27 protein-coding genes and 1 pseudogene are annotated in these 24,112 nt (G+C 70.0%); 25 read left to right on the forward strand and 3 right to left on the reverse strand.

Features of this window, described 5'->3' with window-relative positions:
- The 5 genes from VGZ23_20205 to VGZ23_20225 all read left to right on the forward strand — a co-directional run.
- The coding region (locus VGZ23_20205) for a hypothetical protein (protein ID HEV2359921.1) at positions 1–292 on the forward strand (292 nt) is incomplete at its 5' end.
- Between the two features lie 125 nt (positions 293–417).
- Positions 418–1,317 carry a branched-chain amino acid ABC transporter permease gene (locus VGZ23_20210; GenBank protein HEV2359922.1) on the forward strand — a complete coding sequence of 300 codons (900 nt, stop codon included), beginning with the start codon at positions 418–420 and terminating at the stop codon, positions 1,315–1,317.
- Positions 1,318–1,321: 4 nt separating this feature from the next.
- Positions 1,322–2,314: a branched-chain amino acid ABC transporter permease gene (locus tag VGZ23_20215; GenBank protein ID HEV2359923.1), complete on the forward strand. Its 993-nt coding sequence runs from the start codon at positions 1,322–1,324 to the stop codon at positions 2,312–2,314.
- A 92-nt stretch (positions 2,315–2,406) separates the two neighbouring features.
- Positions 2,407–3,120, forward strand: a complete 714-nt coding sequence (locus VGZ23_20220; GenBank protein ID HEV2359924.1) for an ABC transporter ATP-binding protein — start codon at positions 2,407–2,409, stop codon at positions 3,118–3,120.
- Positions 3,121–3,140: 20 nt separating this feature from the next.
- Positions 3,141–3,887: an ABC transporter ATP-binding protein gene (locus VGZ23_20225; protein HEV2359925.1), complete on the forward strand. Its 747-nt coding sequence runs from the start codon at positions 3,141–3,143 to the stop codon at positions 3,885–3,887.
- Here VGZ23_20225 and VGZ23_20230 read toward each other — a convergent pair.
- On the reverse strand, positions 3,884–4,489 hold the full coding sequence (locus VGZ23_20230) for a peroxiredoxin (protein HEV2359926.1): 606 nt from the start codon (positions 4,487–4,489) through the stop codon (positions 3,884–3,886). The genes VGZ23_20225 and VGZ23_20230 overlap by 4 nt on opposite strands.
- 118 nt (positions 4,490–4,607) lie before the next feature.
- Between VGZ23_20230 and VGZ23_20235 the strand changes: the two genes are divergently transcribed.
- Positions 4,608–6,377, forward strand: a complete 1,770-nt coding sequence (locus VGZ23_20235; protein ID HEV2359927.1) for a glycerol-3-phosphate dehydrogenase/oxidase — start codon at positions 4,608–4,610, stop codon at positions 6,375–6,377.
- Here the strand turns inward: VGZ23_20235 and VGZ23_20240 are convergent.
- Positions 6,260–6,712 carry a hypothetical protein gene (locus VGZ23_20240; GenBank protein ID HEV2359928.1) on the reverse strand — a complete coding sequence of 151 codons (453 nt, stop codon included), beginning with the start codon at positions 6,710–6,712 and terminating at the stop codon, positions 6,260–6,262. The genes VGZ23_20235 and VGZ23_20240 overlap by 118 nt on opposite strands.
- Before the next feature lie 318 nt (positions 6,713–7,030).
- Positions 7,031–7,273 carry a hypothetical protein gene (locus tag VGZ23_20245; GenBank protein ID HEV2359929.1) on the reverse strand — a complete coding sequence of 81 codons (243 nt, stop codon included), beginning with the start codon at positions 7,271–7,273 and terminating at the stop codon, positions 7,031–7,033.
- A gap of 164 nt (positions 7,274–7,437) precedes the next feature.
- Between VGZ23_20245 and VGZ23_20250 the strand changes: the two genes are divergently transcribed.
- The 19 genes and pseudogenes from VGZ23_20250 to VGZ23_20340 form a co-directional block, all read left to right on the forward strand.
- Complete coding sequence (locus VGZ23_20250) at positions 7,438–8,172, forward strand: response regulator transcription factor (GenBank protein HEV2359930.1); 735 nt, start codon at positions 7,438–7,440, stop codon at positions 8,170–8,172.
- A gap of 7 nt (positions 8,173–8,179) precedes the next feature.
- Positions 8,180–9,580 carry an ATP-binding protein gene (locus VGZ23_20255; GenBank protein HEV2359931.1) on the forward strand — a complete coding sequence of 467 codons (1,401 nt, stop codon included), beginning with the start codon at positions 8,180–8,182 and terminating at the stop codon, positions 9,578–9,580.
- Positions 9,581–9,896: 316 nt separating this feature from the next.
- A complete protein-coding gene (locus tag VGZ23_20260) occupies positions 9,897–10,706 on the forward strand; it encodes a PHP-associated domain-containing protein (protein ID HEV2359932.1) in 810 nt (269 codons plus the stop codon).
- Positions 10,707–10,763: 57 nt separating this feature from the next.
- Positions 10,764–11,006, forward strand: coding sequence for an amphi-Trp domain-containing protein (locus tag VGZ23_20265; GenBank protein ID HEV2359933.1), 243 nt, complete (start codon positions 10,764–10,766; stop codon positions 11,004–11,006).
- 58 nt (positions 11,007–11,064) lie between these two features.
- On the forward strand, positions 11,065–11,376 hold the full coding sequence (locus VGZ23_20270; protein ID HEV2359934.1) for an amphi-Trp domain-containing protein: 312 nt from the start codon (positions 11,065–11,067) through the stop codon (positions 11,374–11,376).
- 84 nt (positions 11,377–11,460) lie between these two features.
- A complete protein-coding gene (locus VGZ23_20275) occupies positions 11,461–13,041 on the forward strand; it encodes a PhoU domain-containing protein (protein ID HEV2359935.1) in 1,581 nt (526 codons plus the stop codon).
- On the forward strand, positions 13,038–13,991 hold the full coding sequence (locus VGZ23_20280; GenBank protein ID HEV2359936.1) for a RimK family alpha-L-glutamate ligase: 954 nt from the start codon (positions 13,038–13,040) through the stop codon (positions 13,989–13,991). Before VGZ23_20275 ends, VGZ23_20280 begins: the two co-directional genes overlap by 4 nt.
- The gene (locus VGZ23_20285; protein ID HEV2359937.1) at positions 13,951–15,024 is read left to right on the forward strand and encodes an HprK-related kinase B; all 1,074 of its coding nucleotides are present in this window, start codon (positions 13,951–13,953) and stop codon (positions 15,022–15,024) included. The genes VGZ23_20280 and VGZ23_20285 overlap by 41 nt, the downstream gene beginning before the upstream one ends.
- Positions 15,025–15,150: 126 nt before the next feature.
- On the forward strand, positions 15,151–15,279 hold the full coding sequence (locus VGZ23_20290; protein HEV2359938.1) for a hypothetical protein: 129 nt from the start codon (positions 15,151–15,153) through the stop codon (positions 15,277–15,279).
- An 18-nt stretch (positions 15,280–15,297) separates the two neighbouring features.
- Positions 15,298–15,684 (forward strand): annotated as a pseudogene (locus VGZ23_20295) (methylglyoxal synthase).
- A gap of 162 nt (positions 15,685–15,846) precedes the next feature.
- On the forward strand, positions 15,847–16,935 hold the full coding sequence (pstS, locus tag VGZ23_20300; GenBank protein ID HEV2359939.1) for a phosphate ABC transporter substrate-binding protein PstS: 1,089 nt from the start codon (positions 15,847–15,849) through the stop codon (positions 16,933–16,935).
- Between the two features lie 10 nt (positions 16,936–16,945).
- A complete protein-coding gene (pstC, locus tag VGZ23_20305; protein ID HEV2359940.1) occupies positions 16,946–17,935 on the forward strand; it encodes a phosphate ABC transporter permease subunit PstC in 990 nt (329 codons plus the stop codon).
- A gap of 35 nt (positions 17,936–17,970) precedes the next feature.
- Complete coding sequence (gene pstA, locus VGZ23_20310) at positions 17,971–18,795, forward strand: phosphate ABC transporter permease PstA (GenBank protein ID HEV2359941.1); 825 nt, start codon at positions 17,971–17,973, stop codon at positions 18,793–18,795.
- Between the two features lie 43 nt (positions 18,796–18,838).
- Positions 18,839–19,660, forward strand: coding sequence for a phosphate ABC transporter ATP-binding protein PstB (pstB, locus tag VGZ23_20315; protein HEV2359942.1), 822 nt, complete (start codon positions 18,839–18,841; stop codon positions 19,658–19,660).
- Positions 19,661–19,784: 124 nt separating this feature from the next.
- Positions 19,785–20,444, forward strand: a complete 660-nt coding sequence (phoU, locus tag VGZ23_20320) for a phosphate signaling complex protein PhoU (GenBank protein ID HEV2359943.1) — start codon at positions 19,785–19,787, stop codon at positions 20,442–20,444.
- 3 nt (positions 20,445–20,447) lie between these two features.
- Entirely contained in the window at positions 20,448–21,848 is a 1,401-nt protein-coding gene (locus VGZ23_20325; GenBank protein ID HEV2359944.1) for a phosphomannomutase/phosphoglucomutase, read from the forward strand.
- A 42-nt stretch (positions 21,849–21,890) separates the two neighbouring features.
- Complete coding sequence (locus tag VGZ23_20330) at positions 21,891–23,228, forward strand: M20/M25/M40 family metallo-hydrolase (protein ID HEV2359945.1); 1,338 nt, start codon at positions 21,891–21,893, stop codon at positions 23,226–23,228.
- A gap of 14 nt (positions 23,229–23,242) precedes the next feature.
- Positions 23,243–23,578 carry an Lrp/AsnC ligand binding domain-containing protein gene (locus VGZ23_20335; GenBank protein ID HEV2359946.1) on the forward strand — a complete coding sequence of 112 codons (336 nt, stop codon included), beginning with the start codon at positions 23,243–23,245 and terminating at the stop codon, positions 23,576–23,578.
- Positions 23,579–23,711: 133 nt separating this feature from the next.
- Positions 23,712–24,112, forward strand: a 401-nt coding sequence (locus tag VGZ23_20340; protein ID HEV2359947.1) for a thiamine pyrophosphate-dependent enzyme, incomplete at its 3' end; no start/stop codon positions are given.

Here is a 24,112-nt window from a genome sequence, read left to right on the forward strand (position 1 = left end):
GATGGAATCCTACGACGCGGCGTACATCGTCGTCGATGCGATCAAGCGCGCTGGCGGCACCGATCCCAAGGCGATCATCCACGCGCTTGAGACGTCGAAGTGGAGCGGCACGCGCGGCGCCTACGCGTTCTCGACCAGCCACAGCCCGGACTGGGCCTACCACCAGTACGTGGACGCGCCGCTCTACCTGCTTCAGTACGACAAGGTCGGACAGAAGCCCGAGGACGCCCCGGTGATCTGGCCGCGGGGCCTCGCGACCGTGCCGTACAACTACAAGAAGCCGGCGCAGTGATCCGGCGCGCGGCGGCATAGCGAGACCGTTCGGGGGAAGGCCGTCACGGCGTACCGCTGGACCTGCGGCGTGCGCCGGGACGCGCCTTCCTCCGTTTTTTGACCCGGCGTCTTCGCGGCGGACCGATGGATTATTTCCTGATCCAGGCCACCAACGGCCTCGTCATCGGCATCATCTACGCGCTGGTGGCCGTCGGCGTCACGCTGATCTTTTCCATCCTGAAGATCGTCAACTTCGCGCACGGCGATCTCTACATGCTGGGCGGCTACACGGCATACTACGCGATCACGCTCGCGGGCATCTCGCCGTTCGCCGCCATGTTCATCGCCATGGCGGCCGTCTTCAGCCTCGGCGTCGTGCTGGAGCGCCTGCTGCTGACGCCGCTCTACAGCGAGCGGACGGAGCGCAAGGACGAGTACGGCATCATCGTCACGTTCGGCCTGGCGTTCCTCCTCCGCAACCTGGCGATCATCGTCTTCGGGGTGTTCCCGCTCAAGCCGCCGTCGTTCGTGGCGGGCGTGCACCGGATCGGCGCGCTCGTGGTGTCCAGCGACCGGCTGGTTGCCGGCGGCGTCGGCCTGCTCCTGATCTTCGCGCTGCTCTACTTCATGAACGCCACAATCTGGGGACAGGCCCTCGACGCCGTCAGCCAGTCACGCGACTCCGCGTCGATTGTCGGCATCAACCCGCGCCGCTTCAACACGCTGGCCTATGCGGTGGGGGCGGCGCTCGCCGCGGCCGCGGGCGCGCTCATCGGGCCGATCTTCTCGCTCTCGCCCGACATGGGGGTCCTGCCCAACATCCAGTCGTACGTGATCGTGATCCTCGGCGGCATGGGCTCCGTGGCCGGCAGCGTCATCGCCGGCATCACGCTCGGCGAGGCACAGGCCCTGTTCACGGCGTTCCTGCCCGACGTGACCCGCGCGCTCTCCTACTCGAACGCCTTCGGCGTCTTTATCCTGATGGTGGTGTTGATGTTCCGGCCGACCGGCATCTTCGGCCGTCGCCACCTGCGGATGGAATAGGGCCGTGCGGGGACTTCACGCCGCCACCCTGCTGGCCGCCGGAGCGCTGCTGCTCGGATACGGGCACCTGCTGAACTCGTACTGGATGCACATCCTCATCATCGCCATGTTCTACGCCATTCTGACCGCGAGCTGGTCCCTGCTCGCCGGCTACGCCGGCCTGTTCTCGCTCGGCCACATGGCGTTTGCCTCCGTCGGCGGCTACACCTCGGCGCTGCTCGTGCAGTGGTCCGGCATTCCCGTGCCGCTCGGGATGGCCGTGGGCGCCGTCACCTGCTGCCTCGTCGGCGGCTGGATCGGATGGGTCTGCCTGCGTCTCAGCGGCCCGTACCTGGCCATCTTCACGCTCGCGTTCTCCGAGATCGTCCGCATCGTCGTCTCGACCGAAGACCAGGTCACCCGCGGCATGACCGGTCTGCACACCGTGCCGTTGTTCACCACCGCGTCGCGGCTGCCGTACTTCTACACGATCTTCGGGCTCCTCGTCGGGTCGCTCGCGGTCATGGGGCTTCTGGTGCACTCCCGATGGGGGCTGTTCCTCAGAGCCATCCGTGAGGACGAACAGGCCGCGGCGGCGTCGGGCGTGGCGGTCGCCCGGCTCCGCATCCTGGCATTCGCCATCGCGAGCGGCTTCGCCGGCCTCGCGGGGAGTTTCTTCGCCCATTACAGCGTCGTCCTGACGCCGGATCTGGGCGACCTCGACCGGATGGCGCTGATCGTCGTGATGACGGTGATCGGCGGCATGGAGCGCATACCCACCGCCGTGGGCGGCGCGATCGGGGTCGAGTTTCTGCTGGAGTATCTGCGCGCGTTCGGCATCTGGCGGCTCGAGATCTTCGGTGTCGTCCTGCTGCTGACGATGCGCTTCGCGCGCAACGGCCTCCTCACACCGCTGTGGCTGCAGTTCGTGCGCCTCGGCGAAGTGCGCCGGCCGGCGGCCACGGTTGCACCCGAGGGCATCGCAGGCGAAGTCGGTCAGGGCGGGTCTGCCGGATGACTCAGGGCCCCCCTTCGGGGACTAGCCCGCTCGGATTACATGGTGGCCGGGCGCCTGTCGGCCGGCAGGATGCGCGGGCGTCGGCAAACGGCGTGCTCATCGACGGCGTCGGGCTGTCGAAGCACTTCGGCGGGATCGCGGCGGTCGACGGCGTCGACCTCTCCGTCGCGGCGGGCGACCTGATCGGGCTGATCGGGCCGAACGGCTCCGGCAAGACGACGCTCATCAACGTGCTGACGGGGCACCTGAGTCCGGAGTCCGGCCACGTCGAGGTGCGCGGCCAGCGCATGAAGTCGCGTCCGGCGCACGAGTTCGCGGCGCGCGGCGTGGCGCGAACCTTTCAGCTTACGCAGTTGTTCGGCCGCATGACGGTCCTCGAGAACATGCTCGTCCCGGGACTGACCCGGCCGGGGTCCACCCGGGAGTCCGCGGCGCGCGAGGCGCGGAAATACCTGACGTTTCTCAACCTGCTTCATCTCGAAGGGCTCGACGCGAAGAACCTCTCCGGCGGCCAGCAGAAACTCCTGGAACTCGGGCGCGCGCTCATGCTGGAGCCCGCAGTACTGTTCCTGGACGAACCGTTCGCCGGGGTCCATCCCCGCCTGCGGGACGAATTGATCAAGCGGATTCAAGAGCTCCACCAGTCCGGCCGGACGTTCGTCGTCGTCGATCACGACATGGAGTCGATTCTTCGCGTCGCGCGCCGGCTGGTCGTCATGGCGCGCGGGCGCAAGATCGCGGACGGCCCGCCGGCCGCCGTGCGCGCGGACCAGACCGTGCTGGCCGCGTACTCGGGACTGGAATGACAGACGGGCCGGCCGTCCCGGTGGCTGCCGCCACGGCGCACTGTCTCGCCGCACGCGATCTGGTCGCGGGGTACCTGCCGGGGATCAGCATCCTGCGCGGTGTGTCGGTCGAGGCTCCGCGCGGTCATGTCCGGTGCGTCCTGGGTCCAAACGGCACGGGGAAGTCGACGCTGCTCAAAGTGTTGTTCGGATTTCTGCCGCCCACGGAAGGCCAGATCACCCTAGACGGACGTTCGATCCAGGGGCTCGCGCCCCACCAGATGGGCGACCAGGGCATCGCGTATTTGCCGCAGCGGCCGAGCATCTTTCCCCATCTCGCCGTCGACTGGAACCTCCGTCTGGGGGCCTGGCGGTACAAGCGCCATCGAGCGCGCGTCGACTCCCTCGTGGAGCGCGCGCTGGAGCGGTTCCCCATCCTCGCCGAGAAGCGGCGCCAGCCGGCCGGCACGCTGAGCGGCGGCCAGCAGCGTCAGCTGGAGATCGCGCGCAGCCTCATGCACGATCCCGCCGTCTTCCTCATCGACGAGCCCACCGCCGGCATCGAGCCGCGGGTGGCGGTGCAGATCTACGGGTTGATCAGGGACCTCGCGGCCCGGGACAAGGCCGTGCTGCTGGTCGACCAGAACATCAAGCGGGCGCTGGAGATCGCCGACTACGTGTACGTGATGCGCACCGGAACCGTGCTCGCGGAAGGCTCACGCGACTCGTTCGGCGGCGATACCGACGCGCTGGTCGCGCGCTGGTTGTACGAGAGCGGCCAAACCTAGCTCGGGCGGGGGTCCGCCGGGCCCGGGTGCTGCGCAAGCCACGCCTGCACCTCCGCGGCGTTCGCATCGGGCGGGAAGACCGGATAGAACACCTTCTCGACGCGGCCGTCGCACAGCACCAGGGTCAGGCGTTTGATCAGCTCCGCCGGCTGAGCGCCGAAGCTCCAGGCGAACTCGAACGTCGGCAGCCGCAGCGCGCGCGCCCAGGCGAGATCGTGATCGCTCAGCAGCGCAAACGGCAGCCCCAGGCGGGCCACCGCTTCCCGCTGGTACTCCGTCGTCTGGGTGCTGAGGCCGAAGACGGACACGCCGACCGCGGCGAACCCGGCGTGGCGGTCGCGAAACGCGCACGACTGCGGCGTGCACCCGCGCGCCCCCGGGATCTCGTCCCACCCCTGCGGAACCTCCTGGTCCGGCCGGCCGGTGCGCGGGTAGCAGTAGACGACCGTGCGGCCCGGGAGCGCCGACAGGTCCACCGCGGGCCCCGCCGTTGACGCCAGCGCCATTGGCGGCAGCCACATACCGGCGAGATGATCGCAGGCGCCATCGTCGGCGGGGACGGGCAGGTCCGGCGGAAGATCGAGCGGATTCCGAATCGACATCGGGACACCCCCTGTCGGGCTGATGATGCCGGAGCGGGCGGCGGCGATCGCGGCGCTTATTCTGCGCCGGTCGAAGCGGGTCATGCCGGTCCTCCCGCGCGTCGCGACAGGACCAGGCATGCGGCGGCGCCAAGTGCACGACATGGACGCCACGCCGCCGCTCCCCGGAGAGCCCGCGCGGCGCGCCCTGCGCACCCGCCTCGCGTCCGGATCGTTTGACGTGCTCGTGATCGGCGGCGGGATCACCGGCGCCGGCGTCGCGCTCGACGCCGCGGCGCGGGGCCTGTCCGTGGCGCTGGTCGAGCAGGGCGACTTCGCCGGCGGCACGAGCAGCCGGTCCACCAAGCTGGTGCACGGCGGGCTGCGCTACCTGCCGCTGTGGGACATTCGTCAGGTCCGCGAGGACCTCGCGGAGCGGGACCGGCTGCTTCGCAACGCCCCCCACCTCGTGCGCCCGATGCCGTTCGTCCTTCCTCTCTACGCCGACACGCGCCGGCCGCTCGGGATCGGGCTGCCCCGGTTCTTGCGCCGCGCCGCGCCGATGGGCGTGTCCACCGGCCTGTGGGCCTACGATGTGCTGGCCGGCCGGCTCGCGCTGCGGTCCCGCCGGAGGCTGTCGCGCGACGGCGCGCTGAGCCTCGCACCGGCGATGCGCACCGACGGCCTGCGCAGCGCCCATCTCTATTACGATGCGGCGACCGACGACGCCCGGCTCGTCATTGCGGTGCTCCGCTCCGCCCGCTCCCGCGGCGCCCTGACTCTCAACTACGCCCGGGTGACCGACCTCTGCCACCGCGGCGGCCGCATCGCCGGCGCCCAGGTCCTCGACCGGCCGAGCGGCGAGACGTTCGCGATCTCCGCGCGCACGACCGTCAACGCGACCGGCGTCTGGGCCGATGCGGTGGCGCGCCTGGCAGGCCCGCCGGCCTTCCGGTTGCGGCGCGCCAAGGGCGCGCACCTCGTGGTGCGGGCGGCCCCGCTGCGGCTCGGGCGCGCCGCGCTGGTGCTGCCCGAAACGGACGACGGCCGGATCGCGTTCGTCGTCCCGTGGCAGGGCGCCGCGCTCGTGGGGACCACGGACACGGAGTGGGCCGGTCCGCCGGACGCGCCGGCGGCGGATGCCGCCGACGCGAGGTACCTGCTGGAGCACGCGGCCCGGTTTCTCACGGTCCGGCTCACCGCGGCCGACGTGCTCGGCGCCTACGCCGGACTGCGCCCCCTGGTCACCGCGGCGGCCGCCGGGGCCACGGCCCGCCTCTCACGCCGGCACGAGATCTTCGCCGGTCCGGCCGGCTTCGTGACCATCGTCGGCGGGAAACTCACGACGTACCGGCGTATGGCGGAAGAAACCGTCAACCGGATCCTCGGGCGCTCCGCGGCGGAAGGGTCGCCGACCCGCGATCTCGCCCTCGACGGAGCCGCCGGGTTCGCAGACGCGATCTCTATGCTGCGCGCGCGGGCGCGGCGCGCCGGGTTGTCCGGCCGGACGCTGCGGCATCTCCTGCACGCGTACGGCACGCGGGCCGCGGGCGTCCTCGACCTCGTCGAAGCGCGCCCGGCGCTCGCCACGCCGCTGGCCCCCGCCCATCCACATGTGGCGGCGGAAGCCGTGCTCGCGGCGCGCGACGAGATGGCGGTCTCGGTCGAGGACGTGCTCCTGCGCCGCACGCGTCTCGGGTATCTTCTGCCGGACCAGGGGCGCGGAGTGGCGCCGGCCGTCGCGGCGCTCATGGGAAGCGCGCTGGGATGGCCCGCCGGCGTGGAGGCCGGTCAGGTCGAAGCGTACCGCCGCGCCGCGGACGCCCTCGTGGCGCCGGTGCCCGCCGGGCCGGACGGGGCCGGCCCCGACAACACGAGCTCCCCGACGTCGATCGACGCGCTGCGGTAGAGGTGCATGAGCGCCCGGGCCTCCAGGTAGGGGCCGATGGTGCCGGGATCGACATGCCGCTCGCCGTTGAGTTGCGCGACGGCGGTCGGGTCGTCGCTGTGCAGCGCGAGCCGGCGGTAGCCCAGGCGCCGGGCGTTCCACAGCGCATAGATGATCCCGCGAAATGTCAACCCCGACGGTGCGGTCTCGGCAGTTCCGGTGGGCGCGATGCGCGCCGTACCGCGAGACCGGCCGTTGATCGCGGCCAGCGGGATCCGGTCGAGGATGCGGCCGGCCTCGTCGACAAAAACGAGCAACGGCTCCGCGGCGCACCGCGGAGCCGTCGTGACGTACACATGCAGCAGCCGAGGACCTGGAGCACGTCCCGCCCTTGGGAAACCGGGGTGTCGCGCTTGACCCGGCGGCCGGGGGTCGCTACTTGGCGCGGCCGTCAGGGCTTGCGAGCCTCGTCCTGTCGAGGCGGAACGGGCGTCCACATACGCTCCCCGGCGCCGCCTGAATCCCCCCTCCCGTCCCGGCGGCTGGCCGCCTGTGGGGAGCGTACCGCCGGGAGGTTAAGCCGCCGTTAATGACTCCCGCAGCCGGAGCGAAAATTTTCCGAACACTTGTGTGCGGCATCTTCCCCGGATCACGCGAGACGGTGCGGGTGTGCGTTACAGGTACGGCCCGAGTGTGAGCGCCGTCCACCATGCCGCCGCCCGCGTCTCGTCCCGCACGCGCTCCGCCTCCAGCGGGGGCGGCGTGCCGAACCCGAAGATCGCGAGGAGCCCGCTCGGGCGCCCTGCGGAGCGCACGCGGCGCCCGCACGCCTCGATCACCCGCCGCCGCGCGACTTCTTCGAGGAGGGCCTGCCGCCGTTCGTTGGCCATGATCGTCAAGAAGTAGACGTTGTCCATGCTGCGCTCCTTGTTCGTTGTGCGAGTATGCCGCGTTTTGGCCACCGCCACCGTAGCAGCGGGGCGTTAACGGCCGGCCGGGGCACGCGTTAAGAATGGCTGAAAGAACCGCGCCGCGGTCGCGTGACGGTCGGCCTCGGTTCGTGATATGCTGGACGTCGAGCATGCTGACGCGGGGGAAAGTGGATGACTCCGGCTCACACCATGGGCAGAAGCCGAGGATTCTCGTCGTGGACGACGAGCGGGCGATCGTCGAATCGCTCCGGTACGCGCTCGAGCAGGAGGGCTATGACGTCCTCGAAGCCGGTGAAGGCGGCGAGGCGCTGGATCTCGCGCGACACGCGGCGCCGGACTTGATTCTGCTCGACATCATGCTGCCCGGGATGAGCGGATTCGAGGTCTGCCGGGTGCTGCGGCAGGAGTCCGCGATTCCGATCCTCATGTTGACCGCGCGCGGCGACGAGCCCGATCGCGTCGTGGGGCTCGATCTCGGCGCCGACGATTACATCACGAAGCCCTTCAGCCTCCGCGAAGTGCTGGCCCGCGTGCGCGCGGCGCTGCGCCGCGCGCAGACCGCGGCGCGCGGCGCCCGGGAGCAGGAGGAAGTCCTGCAGGTCGGCGAGATCACCATGGACCTGGCCCGCCACGAGGTCGTCGTCCGCGAGGAACCCATGGCGCTGCCGCCCCGCCAATTCGATCTGCTGCGGGCCTTCCTTGCGAACCCCGGGCGGGTGCTGACGCGGGCGGCGCTGCTCCAACACGTCTGGGGCTACGACTTCACCGGCGACGACCGCACCGTCGACGTGCACGTCCGGTGGCTCCGGCAGAAGCTGCACGAGGCTGGGTCGGCGACAACCATCGAGACGGTTCGGGGAGTCGGCTACAAGCTGGGAGCGTAACCCACACATGCGGCTCTACCGCGCGGTGATGGCGGCGTTGGCGGGCTACGCGGCGCTGCTTGTCGTCGCCGCGGCGGCGCTGCTGGCCGCCACCGGGTGGCCGCGGCGGGTCCCGGACGTCGCGGTTCCGCTGCTCGGCACGCTGTTCGTCGCGCTCGTCGCCGCGGCGATCATCGCGGGACGGTTCACGGCCGCGCTCGCCCGGCCGCTCCACGAGCTCGCCGCGGCCGCGTGGTCGGGCGTCGAGGGCCGTCTCAGGCCGGCGCGGGAAGTCTCCGGCGACATCTCGTTCGACGAGGTGCACGAGGCCATCGCCGCGTTCAACGCGATGGTGTTGGAAACCAGTCATACCATCGCCGCGCTCGATCTGCAGAAATCCACCCTGGAATCCGTGCTCGCGCACATGAGCGACGCGCTCCTGGTGCTCGACGGGCGGGGGACGCTCACGCTCGTCAACCCGTCCGCCGAGCGGATCTTCGGCATCACAGCACCGCTCGTCATCGGGCATCGGTTGATCGAGGCCTTCCGCCATTTCGAGCTGGACGCGCTCGTCCGGCAGGCGGAGCGGGAGCGGCAGCCGCTCACACGGGAGATCGAACTCCACCACCCCGAGCACCGCCTGCTGCGCGTGCAGGCGAACCCGGTGGCCGGACCGCAGGGATACTTTCTCGGCGTCGTCGTCGTGGCCCAGGACGTCACCGATCAGCGCCGCACCGACATCGTGCGCCGCGAATTCGTCGCCAACGTCTCGCACGAGCTCCGCACACCTCTCACGTCGGTGCGGGCGCTGGCCGAGGCGCTGGCGGGCGGCGCGGCGCAGGACCCCGCGGCCGGCCCGAGGTTCTTCGAGCGGATCATCACGGAGATCGACCGGCTTACGCTCATCGTCAACGACCTCCTCGATCTGTCGGCCATCGAGAGCGGCAGCGCCAAGATGGAGATGGAGGCGGTGCCCCTCCGGGATGTAATCGAGGACGTGGTGGCGAAGTTCCGTCCGATGGCCGATCGCCGCCGCATCGCGCTCCGTGGGAACAACGGGGACCGCGGCTTGGCCCGCGCGTGGGCCGACCGCACGCGCATCACGCAGGCGGTCGCGAACCTCGTCGACAACGCGATCAAGTACACGCCGGACGGCGGCACGGTTGTGGTGGCCGGCGAGGCGCGCGACGACATGGTCGCGATCTCGGTCGCGGACACGGGGGTCGGGATCGCCCCCGAGCACCTGCCCCGCGTTTTCGAGCGGTTCTACCGGGCCGACCGCTCGCGTTCCCGCGCGCTCGGCGGGACCGGCCTTGGCCTCAGCATCGTGAAGCACATCGCCACGTCCCACGGCGGCGAGGTCGAGGTGCAGAGCGCGGAGGGGCGTGGCACCCGCTTCACGCTGCTGCTGCCCCGGGCCCGCGAATGAGGCCCCGCCGGCCGGGCCCCCGCGGCGCACAGACGGCGAGCGGGTGTTCACCAGTCCTTAACCTGTTCTTCCCGGTATCTTCGCGCGGCCATGGCGCCCCGGTAACCGGCGTCGGGTACTGTCTCGCTAGGGCTCCAAGGGCTCCACCGGAGGTGCCACAGTACATCGGGACCGTTCCCCTCGGCGCGGAGGTACCGCGGCCCGGCTTCAGGGCCCGCGGCACGATGGTTCGCGCCGGATCGGCGCGCGGCGCACTGACGGAGCACAGCGGGGGACAATGCAGCACACATACGGCACACTCGCAGGAGATGACTCGGTGAAACGCATCGACCTACACACCCACGCCAAGATCTCCAAGCTGTTTTCCTTCGAGATGCGGTCCCTGCACCAGATGATCGCGCAGGCGCGACGGGTCGGGCTCGACGGCATCGCGCTGGTCGAACATTTTCACGCCGCCAGCTTCTGGGAGGTCCACGAGGCCCTCGGCCAAGCATTCGCCTACGCGGACGGCGTCTACCATGCCGGCGGGGGGTTCCGCATTCTCACGGGAGCCGAACTGAGCCTGATGAACGACGGGCGCCCCGCGGATCTCATTCTCCTCGGCACGCTCGATCAGCTCCGCGGGTTCAACGTGCGCCTGACGCGTCCGGCGACCGGCGGATACCGGCCCCCGCTGTCGGAGGCCGTGACCGTCGTCCGGGAGGTGGGAATGTTCGTGATCGGCGCCCACATCTTCCGGCCCGGCAAGGAACTCGTCGCGCTGGGACGCGCGCTCGCGGCGCTCGACGCCATCGAGGCCAACGGCAAGGATTTTCGGCGCGACGAGCGGGTGTACGACGCGGCGCGGCGGCTTGGGCTCCCCGTGGTCGGCGGCAGCGACGCCCATTTTTGGGCGCAGATCGGGATCAAGGCGACGGTACTGCCCATCAGCGAGATCACGCAGGCCAAAGTGACCCATGCCATTCGGGAGGGTCTGGCCAGCGTCGAGTGTCTGGATTACGGCCCGCTCGCGGTGCAGATCAGCGGGGCGTACAAGCGGATCCTCAAGGCGAGACAGGCCCGCCCCGGATACGCGGAGCATCGACGGCCGGCGTCCGAGGCGGATCCCGTGGCCGTCGCCCGGTAGGCACGGGACGGCGACCGTGAGATTTGGGGGGATACCGGATGTCGGGGGAGGCTGTCCATGAGCCAGTCGTTGAAGATGGCGGCGAAGCTGCCGAACACCGACGTCGCCGAGATGATGAACCAGCTGTCGCTGGGTCTCATGCACGGGGCGATCGTGATCCGTAACAGCGGGAAGCGTCACGCGTACCACCCCGGACAGGTGATTTCGGTGGAGATCCGCGCGGATGAAGATTCCGGCAAGGGAGAGATGCACATCGAATTGCGCTGGCGGGTGCCGCTGAGCGTCACCACGGCTCCGTAGCCAGCATCCGGCCGCGTCCCGCGTATGCGGGACCGGCCGCGTCAAGGAGGCACGCGCCATGGCTAAGAACGGCAAGTTCGAGTTTACGGCGACGCTCGAGCCCGCAAACGCGGCAGACTACTTGAGCCGGATCGCCGACGGGCTCCGCCGCGGCGTGATCGGCCTGACGGCCGCCGGGCGGTCGATTCGTCTCGAGCCCGGCTCGATGGTCACGGTGGAAATCGCCGCGGAGTCCAAACCGGAGAAAGCCAAGGGCAGTCTCGGGCTGGAGATTTCCTGGAAGGCCAACCAGGAGGAATCCGTCGCGGCGCTCGAGGTGACGGTCGATCCGCGCGAAGAGGTCGGGAATGCGCACCGGTCCCACGACTAGCACCTGACCGGACTCGATCACAGCATGCCGGCGGTGGGGGGCGGCGGTGAGGAATCCCGGACTGTGTCTGCCGCCCCGGCGGCGATGAGCCAGCCTCCCCTGTCGGGTGTGTGGAGCGACCTGATCAAGATGGGCCGCCTCGTGGCGGACCAGCTTGAGCGGGCGCTGCGCTGTTTTCACGACCTCGATCGGTCGCTGGCCGACGAGGTCATCGAACGCGACGACGTGATCGACAACCTCAATCTCTCGCTCGAGGAGCGGTGTTTCGACCTGGCGACGGGCGGCACCCTCAGCCCCGAGGACCGCCGTCTGGCGCGCGCCGCCGTGAAGATCGCCCTGAATCTCGAGCGGATCGGGGATACGGGGACGCACATCGCGAAGCGCGTCCGCCTCGTGATCCAGGATCAGGCCCGGCCGGTGGACTTCGCTTTTCCGGAATTGGAGGTCGCCGCGTCTCTGGCCGTGCGCGAGGTCATGGACGCGCTGGTCGAGCACGACCTGGAGCGGGCCTGCCAGGCCTGTCTTCGGGAGTCTGAATTCGACGGCCGGTACGTGGCCTACCTCGGCGAGGCGCGCCGCCGGATGCAGGCCTACCCGTCCGAGGTTCCGTACCTGCTGCACTGCCTGGCCGTCATGAAGTATCTGGAAAAGGTTGCCGACTACGTGCTGAACATCGGCGAGCAGGCGATCTTCTTGACCACCGGCCGCCGTCTCAAATTCTCGCAGTACCAGCAGCTCGGCCGGCTGGTGCCGGAGGCCCAGCCCGGCGAGTTCGAGTTTCATCCCTACTGGGACGGGATCAGCGGCGCGGTCGTCGCGCAGGTACGCCGGCAGGGCGCGCCGGCGATCTACAAGGAAGGGTCGCGCCGCAAGATCGAGGAGGAGGCGAGGAAGCTCGAAGCCTGGGCGCGCATCCCGGGAGACCTCACGCCCCGGGTGTTGGGCTCGGTCACAGTCAAGGACCGGGAAGCCCTGCTGCGCGAGTTCGTGGACAGTCCGCTGCTCTCGGAGTTCTATCTGTCGGCGGCCTCCCGGGACGGGAAGCTGGCCGCGACGCACAGGCTGCTCGACGCGGTCCACGTCGTATGGGCGTACACCACGGTGGTGGAGCGGCCGCGGATCGATTACGTGGAGCAGATCCGCCGGCGCCTGCCCGAAGTGCTCGCGCTCCACCCGGAGTTCCAACCGATCGTCGAGCAGGGCGTCGCGGGCGGGCAGACGGCGCGCGTCGAGGAACTGCTCGTGCGGGCCGAGGCGCTGGAGCCGGATCTCGCCCCGCCCGTCTCGGTCTGGCTGCACGGGGACTTCAACGCCAACAACGTCCTCTACCACGAACGCACGGGCCAGGTGAAGTTCATCGACGTGCACCGCTCGCGGCTCGGGGATTACCTCCAGGACATCAGCGTGTTTCTGCTGTCGATGGAACGCCGGCCGGGTATCGCCGGGCCGGTCGCGGACGACGTCGCGGCGATCAACGAGCTGGTGGAAGGCTTCGCCCGCCGGTTTGGGGCGGAACACGGCGACGCGGCGTTCGAGCGGCGTCTCCATCTCAGTCTCGCCCGGTCGTGCATCACGTCCTGCCGGGTCGTGGCCGACCCGGCGCATTCGGAGCGCCTCCTCCGCCGCGGGCTCGGATTGCTCTCGAGCGTGACGGATCCGGCATGATCCCGTCTGACGCGGGACGAACGGCGCTGCGCGTCGCGGTCGCCGGCGTTCCCGGCGCGTGGTCGACGGAGCGGCTTCGCGACGCGCTCGCCGCGTGCGGCGCGGATGCGATCACGGTCGATCCGTCCGCGTGCGCGGTCGATCTCGGCGACGGGGCCGTGTGGTGCGAGGGTGTGGACCTCGGCACGCTGGACGGCGTGGTGGTGAAGAAGCTCGGCGCGACGACGGACCCGCTCGCGCCGAGCCGCGTGCAGCTGCTGTACCAGCTGGAGCACCGGGGCGTGCGGGTGTTCAGCCGGGCGCGGGCGATCGGCGAGGTGAACGACCGCTATCGCATGACCCAGCGGCTCGGGCAGAACGGGCTGCCCATCCCGCGGACCGTGGTCACGGAGTCCGTCTGGGCGGCCGATCAGGTGATTCGCGACTGGGGGCGGGTGGTGGTGAAGCCGCTGTTCACCTCCAAGGGCAGAGGCATGCTGCTGCTCGACCGTGAGCATCCCCGCCGGCTGGCGCTGCGGCGCTGGCGGCGGAACTGGCGGATGCCGTACTACCTCCAGGAGTTCGTGCCGGGCGCCGGGCGGGACATCGGGGTCGTCGTCTTGGACGGACGCGTCCTCGGCGCATACTATCGCGTCGCCGAAGGCGGCAAATGGCTGACGACGACCGCGGCGGGCGGCCGCTACGCGCCGTGCCCGGTCACACCGGAGATGGGCCAGGTGGCCGTGCGGGCCGCCGGCGTGTTCGGCCTCGAGTTCACCGGCGTCGATCTCGTCGAGGCGTCCGGCGGATATCTTGTGTACGAAGTGAGTGCGTTCGGCGGGTTCGCCGGTCTCTGGCGGTCCCAGGGCATCGACGCCGCCAAGGCGTACGCGGAGTACGTGGTGCACGCCCTGATGAGGAGCAGGCAGCATGGACGAGCTGGCGTCGGTTCGCCGCACCTATCGGCCTGACCACGCGCTCGCCCTGCGGATCGGCGACGTGCCGATCGGCCTGTACGCCGGCGCGGCGCAGATCGCGGCCCGGCTGCGCGATTATTTTGCGCCGTACCTGACGGCGGCCGTGCCGCGCGACGCCCCGGCCGTGCACCTCGTCCTGGCCGAACCGGTCTACGACGCCGCCCGGCTGCGGGATGTTCCGCGGCGGATGCGCGAGCAGGGCGTGAAGGAAGCCTTCTACGACGGGGACGGCGTCCGCGTCGTCGTCAAGCGCCGCACCGGCGTGGCGATTTACGTGGCGGAGCCCGAGCACTACGTGGCCGGCGACCTCACCCGCAACTTCAATCAAGTCGTCAATCTGATCATGACCGTGTACGCCAAGTCGATGCTCCGGCGCGGCTACATCATGCTCCACGCCTCCGCGATCATTGGCGCGTACGACGGGGTGGCGTTTGCCTCGGCGTCCGGGTTCGGCAAGTCGACCGTCGCCCTGGCGCTGGTCGAGCGCCATCAGCATCTCGTGACAAACGACCGGCTGTTCGCGCGCGCGGCCGGCGACGGCACGGTCGAGATGGTCGGGGTGCCGAAGAAGCCGCGGGTGAACCCCGGCACGCTGCTCCGGATTCAGAGTTTGACGCCGCTCGTCTCCGATGAGGAACGCGCGCGCTATGGGTCCATGCGTCCGGAGGAGCTCTGGGCCATCGAGCGCAAGCACGACGTCGACGTCGAGGCCCTCTACGGTCCCGGCACCATGCGTCTCTCCGGCCGCCTGCGGGCCGTTTTCCTGCTGCGCTGGAGTCCCCTGGACCGGGGTTGGAACGTGCGGACGCTGCCGGCCGGCGACCGCGCCGCGGCGCTCGAGCCGCTGCTCAAGACCGCCGGCGTGTACGACCTCGCGCCGCGGTCGCCGGCGGAGCAGCACCTCGTCCTCCGGGGCGTGGCCGACGGAGTCGCGGTGTACGACGTGCGGGGGCGGGCCGACGTCGACCGGCTGGCCGACTTGGTGCTCGAGCGCGCGCTCAGCCGGCCCCACGCGGGCAACTTCTAGCCGGCTTTCCTTTCCGGGTTTCTTTCGCCGTCCCCACACACAACGATCACGGTGAGTTAATATGCGCGCCCTATCCTCAGGGCAGCGGACCGGCGCCTCAAACACGGGTTCGAATGAGAGGGCGCGATGCTGCCCGACATGATGCCGGACGGGCCACGGTGGTGGGAGGATGTACGGGCGGCGCTGGTGATCGCGCTGGTGATCGCGCTCGTGTTCGGCGCCGCGTCGTACTTCGTGTGGGTGATGGGCCCGTAGATGGACGAGGACGGAACGATGCCGGGATTCGCGCGGATTCGGATGGGAGAACGCAAGAAGATCGCCCTGATCGCCCACGATAACAAGAAGGACGATCTGATCGCGTGGATGCGGTACAACCGCGACCTGCTGACCCGGCACGAACTGTGCGCCACGCGGACGACGGGCCGGTTGATCCAGCAGGCGCTCGGCCTTTTCGGCCGCCGAGTTTCACAGCGGCCCGCTCGGCGGCGACCAGCAAATCGGCGCCAAGATCGTGGCGGGCCCGTCGCCTGCAATCGCGCGACCGCGGATTTCATGATCTCGTCCCCGCTGAGGGCCGAGGAATACGAGCGCCTGGTCGAGCCCTACGACGATCCCGGGGAGCGCGGGGTGGGGGGCGTGCGGCGGCTCTCACCGATGTGACGCCGCGGCACAAACCGGCGAGTGCTCCTCGCCGGCCGGGCAATCCGCGGAGCCTTAACCCGGACTTAACGCCTTCTTAATGAAATCGGGCGCGGAGGAATAATGCATGACCACTACGCTACGCTTGAAGGCGCGTTGAGGCGCACTTCCAAGGGGGTTTCGATGAAAACGGCTCCACTCTGGCGTTCCCTGATTGCGGCCGCGGCGATCTGCGGTGTGGTCGTGGTCGCCGATCCGGCGATGCAGCCGGCACGAGGCGCCGGCGTCGTCACGGTGAACGGGGCCGGGGCCACGTTTCCGTTCCCGCTGTATTCCCGCTGGTTCGCGGAATTCAACCGGGCGCATTCCGATGTCCGGATCAACTATCAATCCATCGGCAGCGGCGGCGGCATCGAGCAGGTCAAGAAGCGCACGGTCGACTTCGGGGCCTCGGACGCGCCGCTCTCGGATCAGCAGCTCAGTGAGATGGGCCGGAAGATCATCTTGATCCCGACGGTGGCGGGCGCGATCGCGATGAGCTACAATATCCCGAACGTCGGGACCGGACTGCGCCTGTCGTCGCAGAACATCGTGGCGCTGTACATGGGCCAGATCACCAAGTGGAACGACCCCAAGCTCACGGCGGACAATCCGGGCATGAAACTGCCGGACATGCCGATTACGGTCGTGCACCGGTCGGACGGCAGCGGGACGACCTTCCACTTCACGTCCTTCTTGTCTCTGGTCAGCCCTGAGTGGTCGAACAAGGTCGGCCACGCGACGTCGGTGGAGTGGCCCGGGGGCATCGGCGGCAAGGGGAACGAAGGGGTCGCCGGCGCGGTCAAACAGACACCCGGCGCCATCGGCTACGTCGAACTCGCCTACGTCAAGCAGAACAACCTCACGTACGCGATCGTGAAAAACCGCGACGGCCACTGGGTCGCGCCGTCGCTGGCCGCGACGACCCTGGCTGCCCAGGGCGGCGCGGCGAAGATGGTCGCCAAGAGTGATGTCCGCGTGTCGATCGCGTACGCGCCCGGGGCGACGAATTACCCGATCGCGGGATTTACGTATCTCTTGATCCCACAGGAGCAAACCGACGAGGTGAAGGGGCGTGCGCTCGTTCAGTTCCTCTGGTGGGCCATCCACGACGGGGAGAAGGACGCCGCGCAGCTGCTGTACGCGGCGGCTCCCGCGCCGGTCGTCAAGATCGACGAAGGGCTCGTCCGGCAGGTGACGTACCAGGGCAAGGCGCTGCTCGCGGCGCCGTAAGGATTCCGGCATGTCCTACGCCGTGCCGGCCCGAAGGGGAGGACCGCCGCCTCTCCCGGCCGTGCCGCGATCCCGATCGCGGGGCGGCCACCGGGGAGACACCGTCTTCCGGGTCACGCTGACCATTTTTGGCCTGGCCGTGATCGTGCTGGTTGCGGGCATCGCCGTCATGCTGGCCGGGGCTGCCATGCCGTCGATCCGGCGGTTCGGACTCGCGTTTCTCTGGACGTCGCGATGGGACCCGGTGCACAATGTCTTCGGGGCGCTGCCGTTCGTCTTCGGCACGATCGCGTCGTCGGCGCTCGCGCTGCTCATCGCGGTACCCATCAGCCTTGGCGTGGCCATCTACCTCGTCGAGATCGCGCCGTCGCAAACGGCGCTCGCGCTGTCGTTCCTCGTCGAACTGCTGGCGGCGATCCCGAGCGTCATCCTGGGACTGTGGGGCATCTTCGTCCTGGCGCCGTGGGTGCGCAGCGCGGTCGAGCCGGTCCTGGCCGCGACGCTGGGCTGGCTGCCGCTCTTCGGCGGTCCACAGTACGGGATCGGATTGCTGGCGGCCGGCATCATCCTGGCCGTGATGATCATTCCGATCGTGTCCGCGGTCTCACGCGACATCCTGCGGGCGGTGCCGCCGGAACAGCGGGAGGCCATGTACGCGCTGGGCGCGACGCGCTGGGAGGTCATCAGCCGGGCCGTGCTGCCGTACGGCCGGGTCGGCATCATCGGCGCGGTCATCCTGGGCCTCGGGCGCGCCCTGGGTGAGACGATGGCGGTGACGATGGTGATCGGCAACCGGCCGCAGATCGCGACGTCTCTCTTTCAGCCCGCCTACACGATCGCCGCGGTCCTGGCCAACGAGTTCACCGAGGCGACCTCCGACCTGTACCTCTCCGCCCTCATCGAGATGGCGCTCGTCCTCTTCGTCGTCTCGTTGATCGTGAACGCCATGGCGCGGTGGCTGGTGGCGCGCGTCACATCCAAGGTGCCGGTGGGGCTGTGATCGTCCTGGGCCACCGCTCCGCGGAGCGCCGCCGGGTGACGGACCGGATCATGGGCTGGGTGTGCCTCGCGGCGATTCTCATCGCGGTCGCCCCCCTGGCGAGTGTGTTGGGCTACGTCGTCCTCCAGGGCGCGTCGGCGCTGAACTGGGCGTTCTTCACCCATCTTCCCGCGCCCGTCGGCGAGCCGGGCGGAGGGATGGCCAACGCCATCGCCGGGACTCTGACGTTGATCGGGCTCGCCTCGTGCGTCGGCGTCCCCGTCGGGATCCTGGGGGGCCTCTTTCTGGCCGAGGGCGGCGACGGACGGCTGGGATGGTGGATCCGCTTCACGGCCGACGTGCTGAACGGCGTCCCGAGCATCGTGATCGGCGTTTTCGTCTATACGCTCGTCGTGGTCCCGATGCATCGATTTTCGGCCCTGGCCGGCGGGCTGGCCCTGGGCTTCATGATGGTCCCGCTGGTGATGCGGACCACGGAGGAGATGGTGCGGCTGGTGCCATCGTCGCTGCGGGAAGCGTCGCTGGCGCTCGGCATCCGGTGGTGGGTGACAAGCCTGCGGGTCATCCTCCGCACCGCGACGGCCGGCGTGATCACCGGCATCATGCTCGCCATCGCACGCATCGGGGGCGAGACGGCGCCGCTCTTGTTCACCGCGTTCAACAACCAGTACTGGCAGGCGGGCCTGGACCAGCCGATCTCGACGCTCACGGTGCAGTTGTTCACCTACTCGATCGCGCCGTACGACGACTGGCACCGGCAGGCGTGGGCGGCGGCGCTCGTTTTGATGACGATCACGCTCCTCCTGAGCGTGGGAGCGCGCGCGGCGGGCCGCCAGCGGTTTCGAGTGGGGGGGAGGTAGCCCACCGATGGAATCCGAAGTCGTGACTCAAGGTAGGGCGAGCATGACACTGTGGGACCACGCCATTTCCTCGGCGCTGGCCAAGGGGCAGGCCGTCGACACCAACGCTCCGTCGCAGCTGGTGACCCAGGACCTCCATGCCTACTTCGGGCGCACCCATGCCGTGAAGGGGATGTCCCTCACTATCGCCACGAAGCGAATCACCGCGATCATCGGTCCGTCCGGGTGCGGCAAATCGACGTTTCTGCGGTGTCTCAACCGCATGCACGAGGTCGTGCCCGGCGCGCGCATGGCGGGCCGCGTGCTTCTCGACGGCGACGACATCTACGCCCCGAGCGTGGATCCGGTCGAGGTGCGCCGCCGCGTCGGCATGGTGTTTCAGCGGGCCAACCCGTTTCCGACGATGTCGATCTACGACAACGTCGTCGTCGGCCTCCGGCTGAACGGCATCCGCGACCGCCGCATGCTCGACGAGGTCGCCGAGCGGAGCCTCCGGCAGGCCGCGCTGTGGGACGAAGTCAAAGACGTCCTGGCCAGGCCCGGAACGAGTTTGTCCGGCGGCCAGCAGCAGCGGCTGTGCATCGCCCGGGCCCTCGCCGTGCAGCCGGAGGTGCTGCTGATGGACGAGCCGGCGTCCGCCCTCGACCCCGGCTCGACGTTGAAAATCGAAGAGCTGGCCAGGACACTGCGGGAGACGTTGACGATCGTCATCGTGACGCACAACATGCAGCAGGCCGCGCGCGTCTCCGATAGCACCGCCTTCATGCTGGCGGGCGAACTCATCGAGTACGGCCCGACGGCGGAGATCTTCACGCGGCCCAAGGAACGGCAGACGGAAGACTACGTCACCGGCCGGTTCGGCTGATCCCGCGGTTCACGCCGCGGGCAGGTGACGGCGCGGACCCCGCCGGCCGCGGAGCGCGACAGGAAGTGGTCCTGGGAGCCGGGAAACCGTCCCCACGGGTGGAGGCACCCCCGGGGAGACGGCCGTGCAAACGCGAGAGACGTTCGATCGGGAACTGACGAGTCTCCGCGACGATCTGCTTCGCATGGGCGCGCTCGTCGAGGAGGCGGTGCGCCGCTCGATCGAGGCGCTGCGCGCGCGCAGCGTCGAGATGGCCGAGGAGATCATCGCCGCGGACAACTCGATCGACGCGCTGCACCTGGAGCTGGAAGAACGGTGCCTCATGCTGATGGCGACCCAGCAGCCCATGGCGAAGGACCTGCGGACGATCGCCGCGGTGTGGGCGATGACGATGGATCTCGAGCGCATCGGCGACCACGCGGAGGACATCGCCCGGGCGACGAAGCGCATGGCAGGCCAGCCGCTGCTCAAGCCCCTCATCGACATTCCGCGGATGGCGGACATGGTGCAGCGGATGCTCCGGACGGGCCTGGACGCGTTCGTGCGGCGCGACGTCGACCTGGCGCAGCAGATGGCGGCCGCGGACGATGAGGTCGACCACCTCTACGGCCAGGTGTTCCGCGAGTTGCTGACCTACATGATCGAGGATCCCCGCAACATCCAGCGCGCGACGTATCTCCTGGTTTCGGCCCAGGCGCTCGAGCGGATGGGAGACCACGCCACGAACATCGCCGAGCGCGTCATCTACATGGTGACGGGCACCCTGAAGGAGCTGAACGTCTAACCGTTGTGGCCGCATCGCCCCGCGCAGACGCGCGCCGCGGAGATATTCCGGGAATGCGACATCCGCGGGATCTTCGGCCGCGGGCTCGACGTCGAAACGGGCGAGGCCATCGGCCGGGCGTTCGGCACGCTCCTCGACGGGACCGCCCCGGGTGCCATCGTCTGCGGTCACGACAACCGGACCAGTTCGGAGGCCCTCTACGGGGCGGCGATCCACGGCCTGACCCGCGCGGGCCGGGACGTCGCGGCGATCGGCCTCGCCGTGACCCCGATGATGTACTTCGCGGTGCACCACTTCCGCGCGCGGGGCGGGGTGATGGTGACGGCCAGCCACAACCCGCCCGAGTTCAACGGCATCAAACTCGCGGACGGGCCGGGGACGCTGTACGGCGACCAGATTCAGCGCCTGCGGCACATCGCGCAGAGCGGGGTGTTCGCGGACGGCGAGGGGACCGTGGCGATGCAGGAAGTCCGGGGGGCCTACACGGCGATGCTGGTCGACAAGATCCGGCTCGGCCCGCAGCGGCTCCGCGTCGTCGTGGACTGCGGGAACGGGACCGCGGGTGCGTTCACGCCGGCGATCCTGCGGCGGTGGGGATGCGAGGTGGTCCCGCTGTACTGCGATCTCGACCCCGCCTTTCCGCATCATCACCCCGACCCCGTGGACCCCCGCAACATGGCCGACCTGATCCGCGCCGTCCGGACCGAACGCGCCGATCTCGGGATCGGCCTGGACGGGGACGGCGACCGCATCGGCGTGGTCGACGACCGCGGCGCCATCCTGCCGGGGGATCTCCTGATGGCGCTGTTCTGGCGGGAAGTCCTGCGCGCGCATCCGGGGTCGACGGCGCTCGTCGAAGTCAAGTGCTCGCAGGCGCTCGTGGACGAGATCCGGCGGCTGGGCGGGCGCCCGGAGTGGACCCGCACCGGGCATTCGTTGATCAAGGCGCGGATGCGGGAGGCGGGCGCGTTCTTCGCCGGCGAGATGTCCGGCCACATGTTCTTCGCCGACGAGTACTACGGCTACGACGACGCCATCTACGCGGCGGGCCGGCTGCTCCGCCTGCTCTCCCGCACCGACCGCCCGCTGTCGGCCCTCGCCGCGGAGTTCCCCCGCTACCACACGACGGCGGAGATTCGCGTGGCCTGCCCGGACGAGCGAAAATTCGCGATCGTCGCATCACTCACCGCCGAGTTCCGGCGCCGGTACGAGGTGATCGACGTGGACGGGGCGCGGGCGGTCTTTCCCGACGGGTGGGCGCTGGTGCGCGCCAGCAACACGGAGCCGGCCCTCGTGATCCGGGCGGAGGGCGCCACCGCGGCCGCGCTGGGCCGCGCGACGGCGGTGCTGGACGCGGCGCTCCGCGGTTACCCCGAGGTCGCGCCGATTCCCTGGAAGGGATAGCGGGAGGAAGCCGCTCGCGCCGGCGGGAACGAGGTGGATGTCATGTCCGCCCCGGACTCCCGCCGCCTCGCGGAAGGGTCGCAGGATGAGATTGTGGCTCTGGCCCGCGACCTCGTGCGGATCGACACGACCAATACCGGCGTGATGCCCACGGGCAACGAGACCGAGGCCGCGACGCATCTGGCGCGGACGCTGCGCGCGGCCGGCATCGAGTCGGAGATCGCGGGACGCGTCCCGGAGCGCGGCAACCTCGTGGCACGGCTCCCCGGACGCAGCGGACGGATCGCGCTTGTCCTGGCGTCGCATACGGACGTCGTGCCGGCGGGCGCACCCGAGCAGTGGACCCACCCGCCGTTCGACGCCGTCGTCTCGCACGGCCACCTCCTGGGCCGCGGCGCGGCGGACATGAAGGGGACCGTCGCCGCGCAGACGATGGCCCTCATCCTGCTGCGGCGCCTCGGGGCGCCGCTCGCGCACGGCGTCCATTTCGTCTGCGTCGCGGACGAAGAGGCGGGCGGGTCGTACGGGATGGGGTGGGTCGTCCGCGAACGCGCGGATTGGGTGCGCGGCGGCCTCTGCCTCAACGAAGGCGGCGGATTTTTCGTCCCGGTGGAGGGCCGCGACTGGTGCATCCTCGGCGTGGGGGAGAAGGGCCGGTTCGAGATCGCGGCGACCTTTCACGGCCGCGGGGCTCATGCCGCGCGGCCGTGGCAGGGGGACAACGCCTTCTACAAGGCGGCGGCCGCCCTCGACCGCCTGCGCGGCTACGAGGCGGAGCGCGATACGCGCGGTCCCGTCTTCGGCGCGCTGAGCCGCCTCACCGGCCCCGTGACCCCGTCCAACGTGGACGAGGTGATCGCGCGCCTCACCCCCGGAAGCCCGCGCCTCGCCGATCACCTGCGCCAGGTGTCGCGCATGCTGGCGACGCCGACGCTGATCGCCGGCGGCGTGAAGTCGAACAGCGTTCCCGACGCCTGCCGGCTCACCTGCGACGTGCGCGCGCTCCCGCATCAGGGCCCCCCGTACGTCGAGGCGGAGGTGCGCCGGCTGCTCGGCGAGGCGGACGTCCGCGTCGAGCAGACCGCGGTGGCCAACACGTCGCCGGCCACCGAGCCGGTCCTCGCGGCGTTCGCGGACGCCCTCCGGCGGGCGCTCGACCGGCCGGTCGAGCTCGTGCCGAGCCTCAGCGGAGGGTTCACCGATTCGCGCTTCGTTCGCGAGCTCGGCGTGCCGGCCTACGGGTTCTCGCCGGGCCATCCCGACAGCGATCCCGGCCGCCACCACGCGCACGGCCCGAACGAGGCGGTCGCGATCCGCGATCTCGTGCTGCAGACCGCCGTGTACCTCGACCTCGCCTACCGCTACGCCGCCGCGGCCTGACAAGGGGGACGACGATGTTCACCGCGTTTGTGATGATTCAGGCGGAACGCCGGCGGATTCCGGACGTCGCCCGCCGGCTCGCCGAGATCCCGGGCGTCGAGGAAGTGTACTCGGTCACCGGCGAGTGGGACATCATCGCCGTGCTGAAACTGCGCGACTACGACGAGCTCGCGGATCTCGTCACCAGCCGAATGACGGAGGTGCCCGGGATCGTCCGCACGAACACGCACCTCGCCTTCCGCGCGTTCCCGCAGTCGCTCCTCGAGCGGCCGTTCTCGCTGGGGTTGGAGGAACCGGATCGCGGCGGGCAGGGCGGCGGGAGCGGGACCACGGCGGATGGGATGGGGTGAACGCGGCATGAGCACGACGGAACGTGTCGGGCAAGGCGGCAGCGCCTCGCGGACGCCCAGTGGCGCTTATGCCGGGGGTAACGACGCGACCGTGACGTCGCCTCCGGATCTGAGTCCCGCGCAGCTCGTCGACATGCTGCGGATGATGCTCCGCATCCGGCGGTTCGACGAGCGCGCGTTCGACCTGTACCGCGAAGGCGCGATGCGCGGCACGACGCATCCCTACATCGGGATGGAGGCCGTCGCGGTCGGCGCGTGCGCGGCGCTGCGGCCGGGCGACCGCATCACCAGCACGCACCGGGGCCACGGTCACTGCCTCGCCAAAGGCGGCGATCCCCGCCGCATGATGGCCGAGCTGCTCGGCAGGGCGGCGGGGTACTGCAAAGGCAAAGGCGGTTCGATGCACATCGCCGATGTGGACGCCGGCATCCTCGGGGCGAACGGCATCGTCGGCGGCGGGATCGGCCTCGCCACCGGCGCGGCCCTGGCGACGAAACTGGCCGGCCGTGACGAGGTCGCGATCTGCTTCTTCGG

Source organism: bacterium, assembly GCA_035945995.1.
Lineage (GTDB): Bacteria > Sysuimicrobiota > Sysuimicrobiia > Sysuimicrobiales > Segetimicrobiaceae > DASSJF01.

Bases quoted from the DNA above. Each gene is read 5' to 3' on its own strand.
- VGZ23_20330 (HEV2359945.1), top strand. From the start codon at position 21,891: ATGTCCGCCCCGGACTCCCGCCGCCTCGCGGAAGGGTCGCAGGATGAG.
- VGZ23_20245 (HEV2359929.1), bottom strand. From the start codon at position 7,273: ATGGACAACGTCTACTTCTTGACGATCATGGCCAACGAACGGCGGCAG.
- VGZ23_20250 (HEV2359930.1), top strand. From the start codon at position 7,438: ATGCTGACGCGGGGGAAAGTGGATGACTCCGGCTCACACCATGGGCAG.
- VGZ23_20210 (HEV2359922.1), top strand. From the start codon at position 418: ATGGATTATTTCCTGATCCAGGCCACCAACGGCCTCGTCATCGGCATC.
- VGZ23_20280 (HEV2359936.1), top strand. From the start codon at position 13,038: ATGATCCCGTCTGACGCGGGACGAACGGCGCTGCGCGTCGCGGTCGCC.
- pstB (HEV2359942.1), top strand. From the start codon at position 18,839: ATGACACTGTGGGACCACGCCATTTCCTCGGCGCTGGCCAAGGGGCAG.
- VGZ23_20265 (HEV2359933.1), top strand. From the start codon at position 10,764: ATGAGCCAGTCGTTGAAGATGGCGGCGAAGCTGCCGAACACCGACGTC.
- pstC (HEV2359940.1), top strand. From the start codon at position 16,946: ATGTCCTACGCCGTGCCGGCCCGAAGGGGAGGACCGCCGCCTCTCCCG.
- VGZ23_20275 (HEV2359935.1), top strand. From the start codon at position 11,461: ATGAGCCAGCCTCCCCTGTCGGGTGTGTGGAGCGACCTGATCAAGATG.
- pstS (HEV2359939.1), top strand. From the start codon at position 15,847: ATGAAAACGGCTCCACTCTGGCGTTCCCTGATTGCGGCCGCGGCGATC.
- VGZ23_20290 (HEV2359938.1), top strand. From the start codon at position 15,151: ATGCTGCCCGACATGATGCCGGACGGGCCACGGTGGTGGGAGGATGTA.
- VGZ23_20235 (HEV2359927.1), top strand. From the start codon at position 4,608: ATGCGGCGGCGCCAAGTGCACGACATGGACGCCACGCCGCCGCTCCCC.
- VGZ23_20335 (HEV2359946.1), top strand. From the start codon at position 23,243: ATGTTCACCGCGTTTGTGATGATTCAGGCGGAACGCCGGCGGATTCCG.
- VGZ23_20230 (HEV2359926.1), bottom strand. From the start codon at position 4,489: ATGTCGATTCGGAATCCGCTCGATCTTCCGCCGGACCTGCCCGTCCCC.
- VGZ23_20270 (HEV2359934.1), top strand. From the start codon at position 11,065: ATGGCTAAGAACGGCAAGTTCGAGTTTACGGCGACGCTCGAGCCCGCA.
- VGZ23_20285 (HEV2359937.1), top strand. From the start codon at position 13,951: ATGGACGAGCTGGCGTCGGTTCGCCGCACCTATCGGCCTGACCACGCG.
- VGZ23_20255 (HEV2359931.1), top strand. From the start codon at position 8,180: ATGCGGCTCTACCGCGCGGTGATGGCGGCGTTGGCGGGCTACGCGGCG.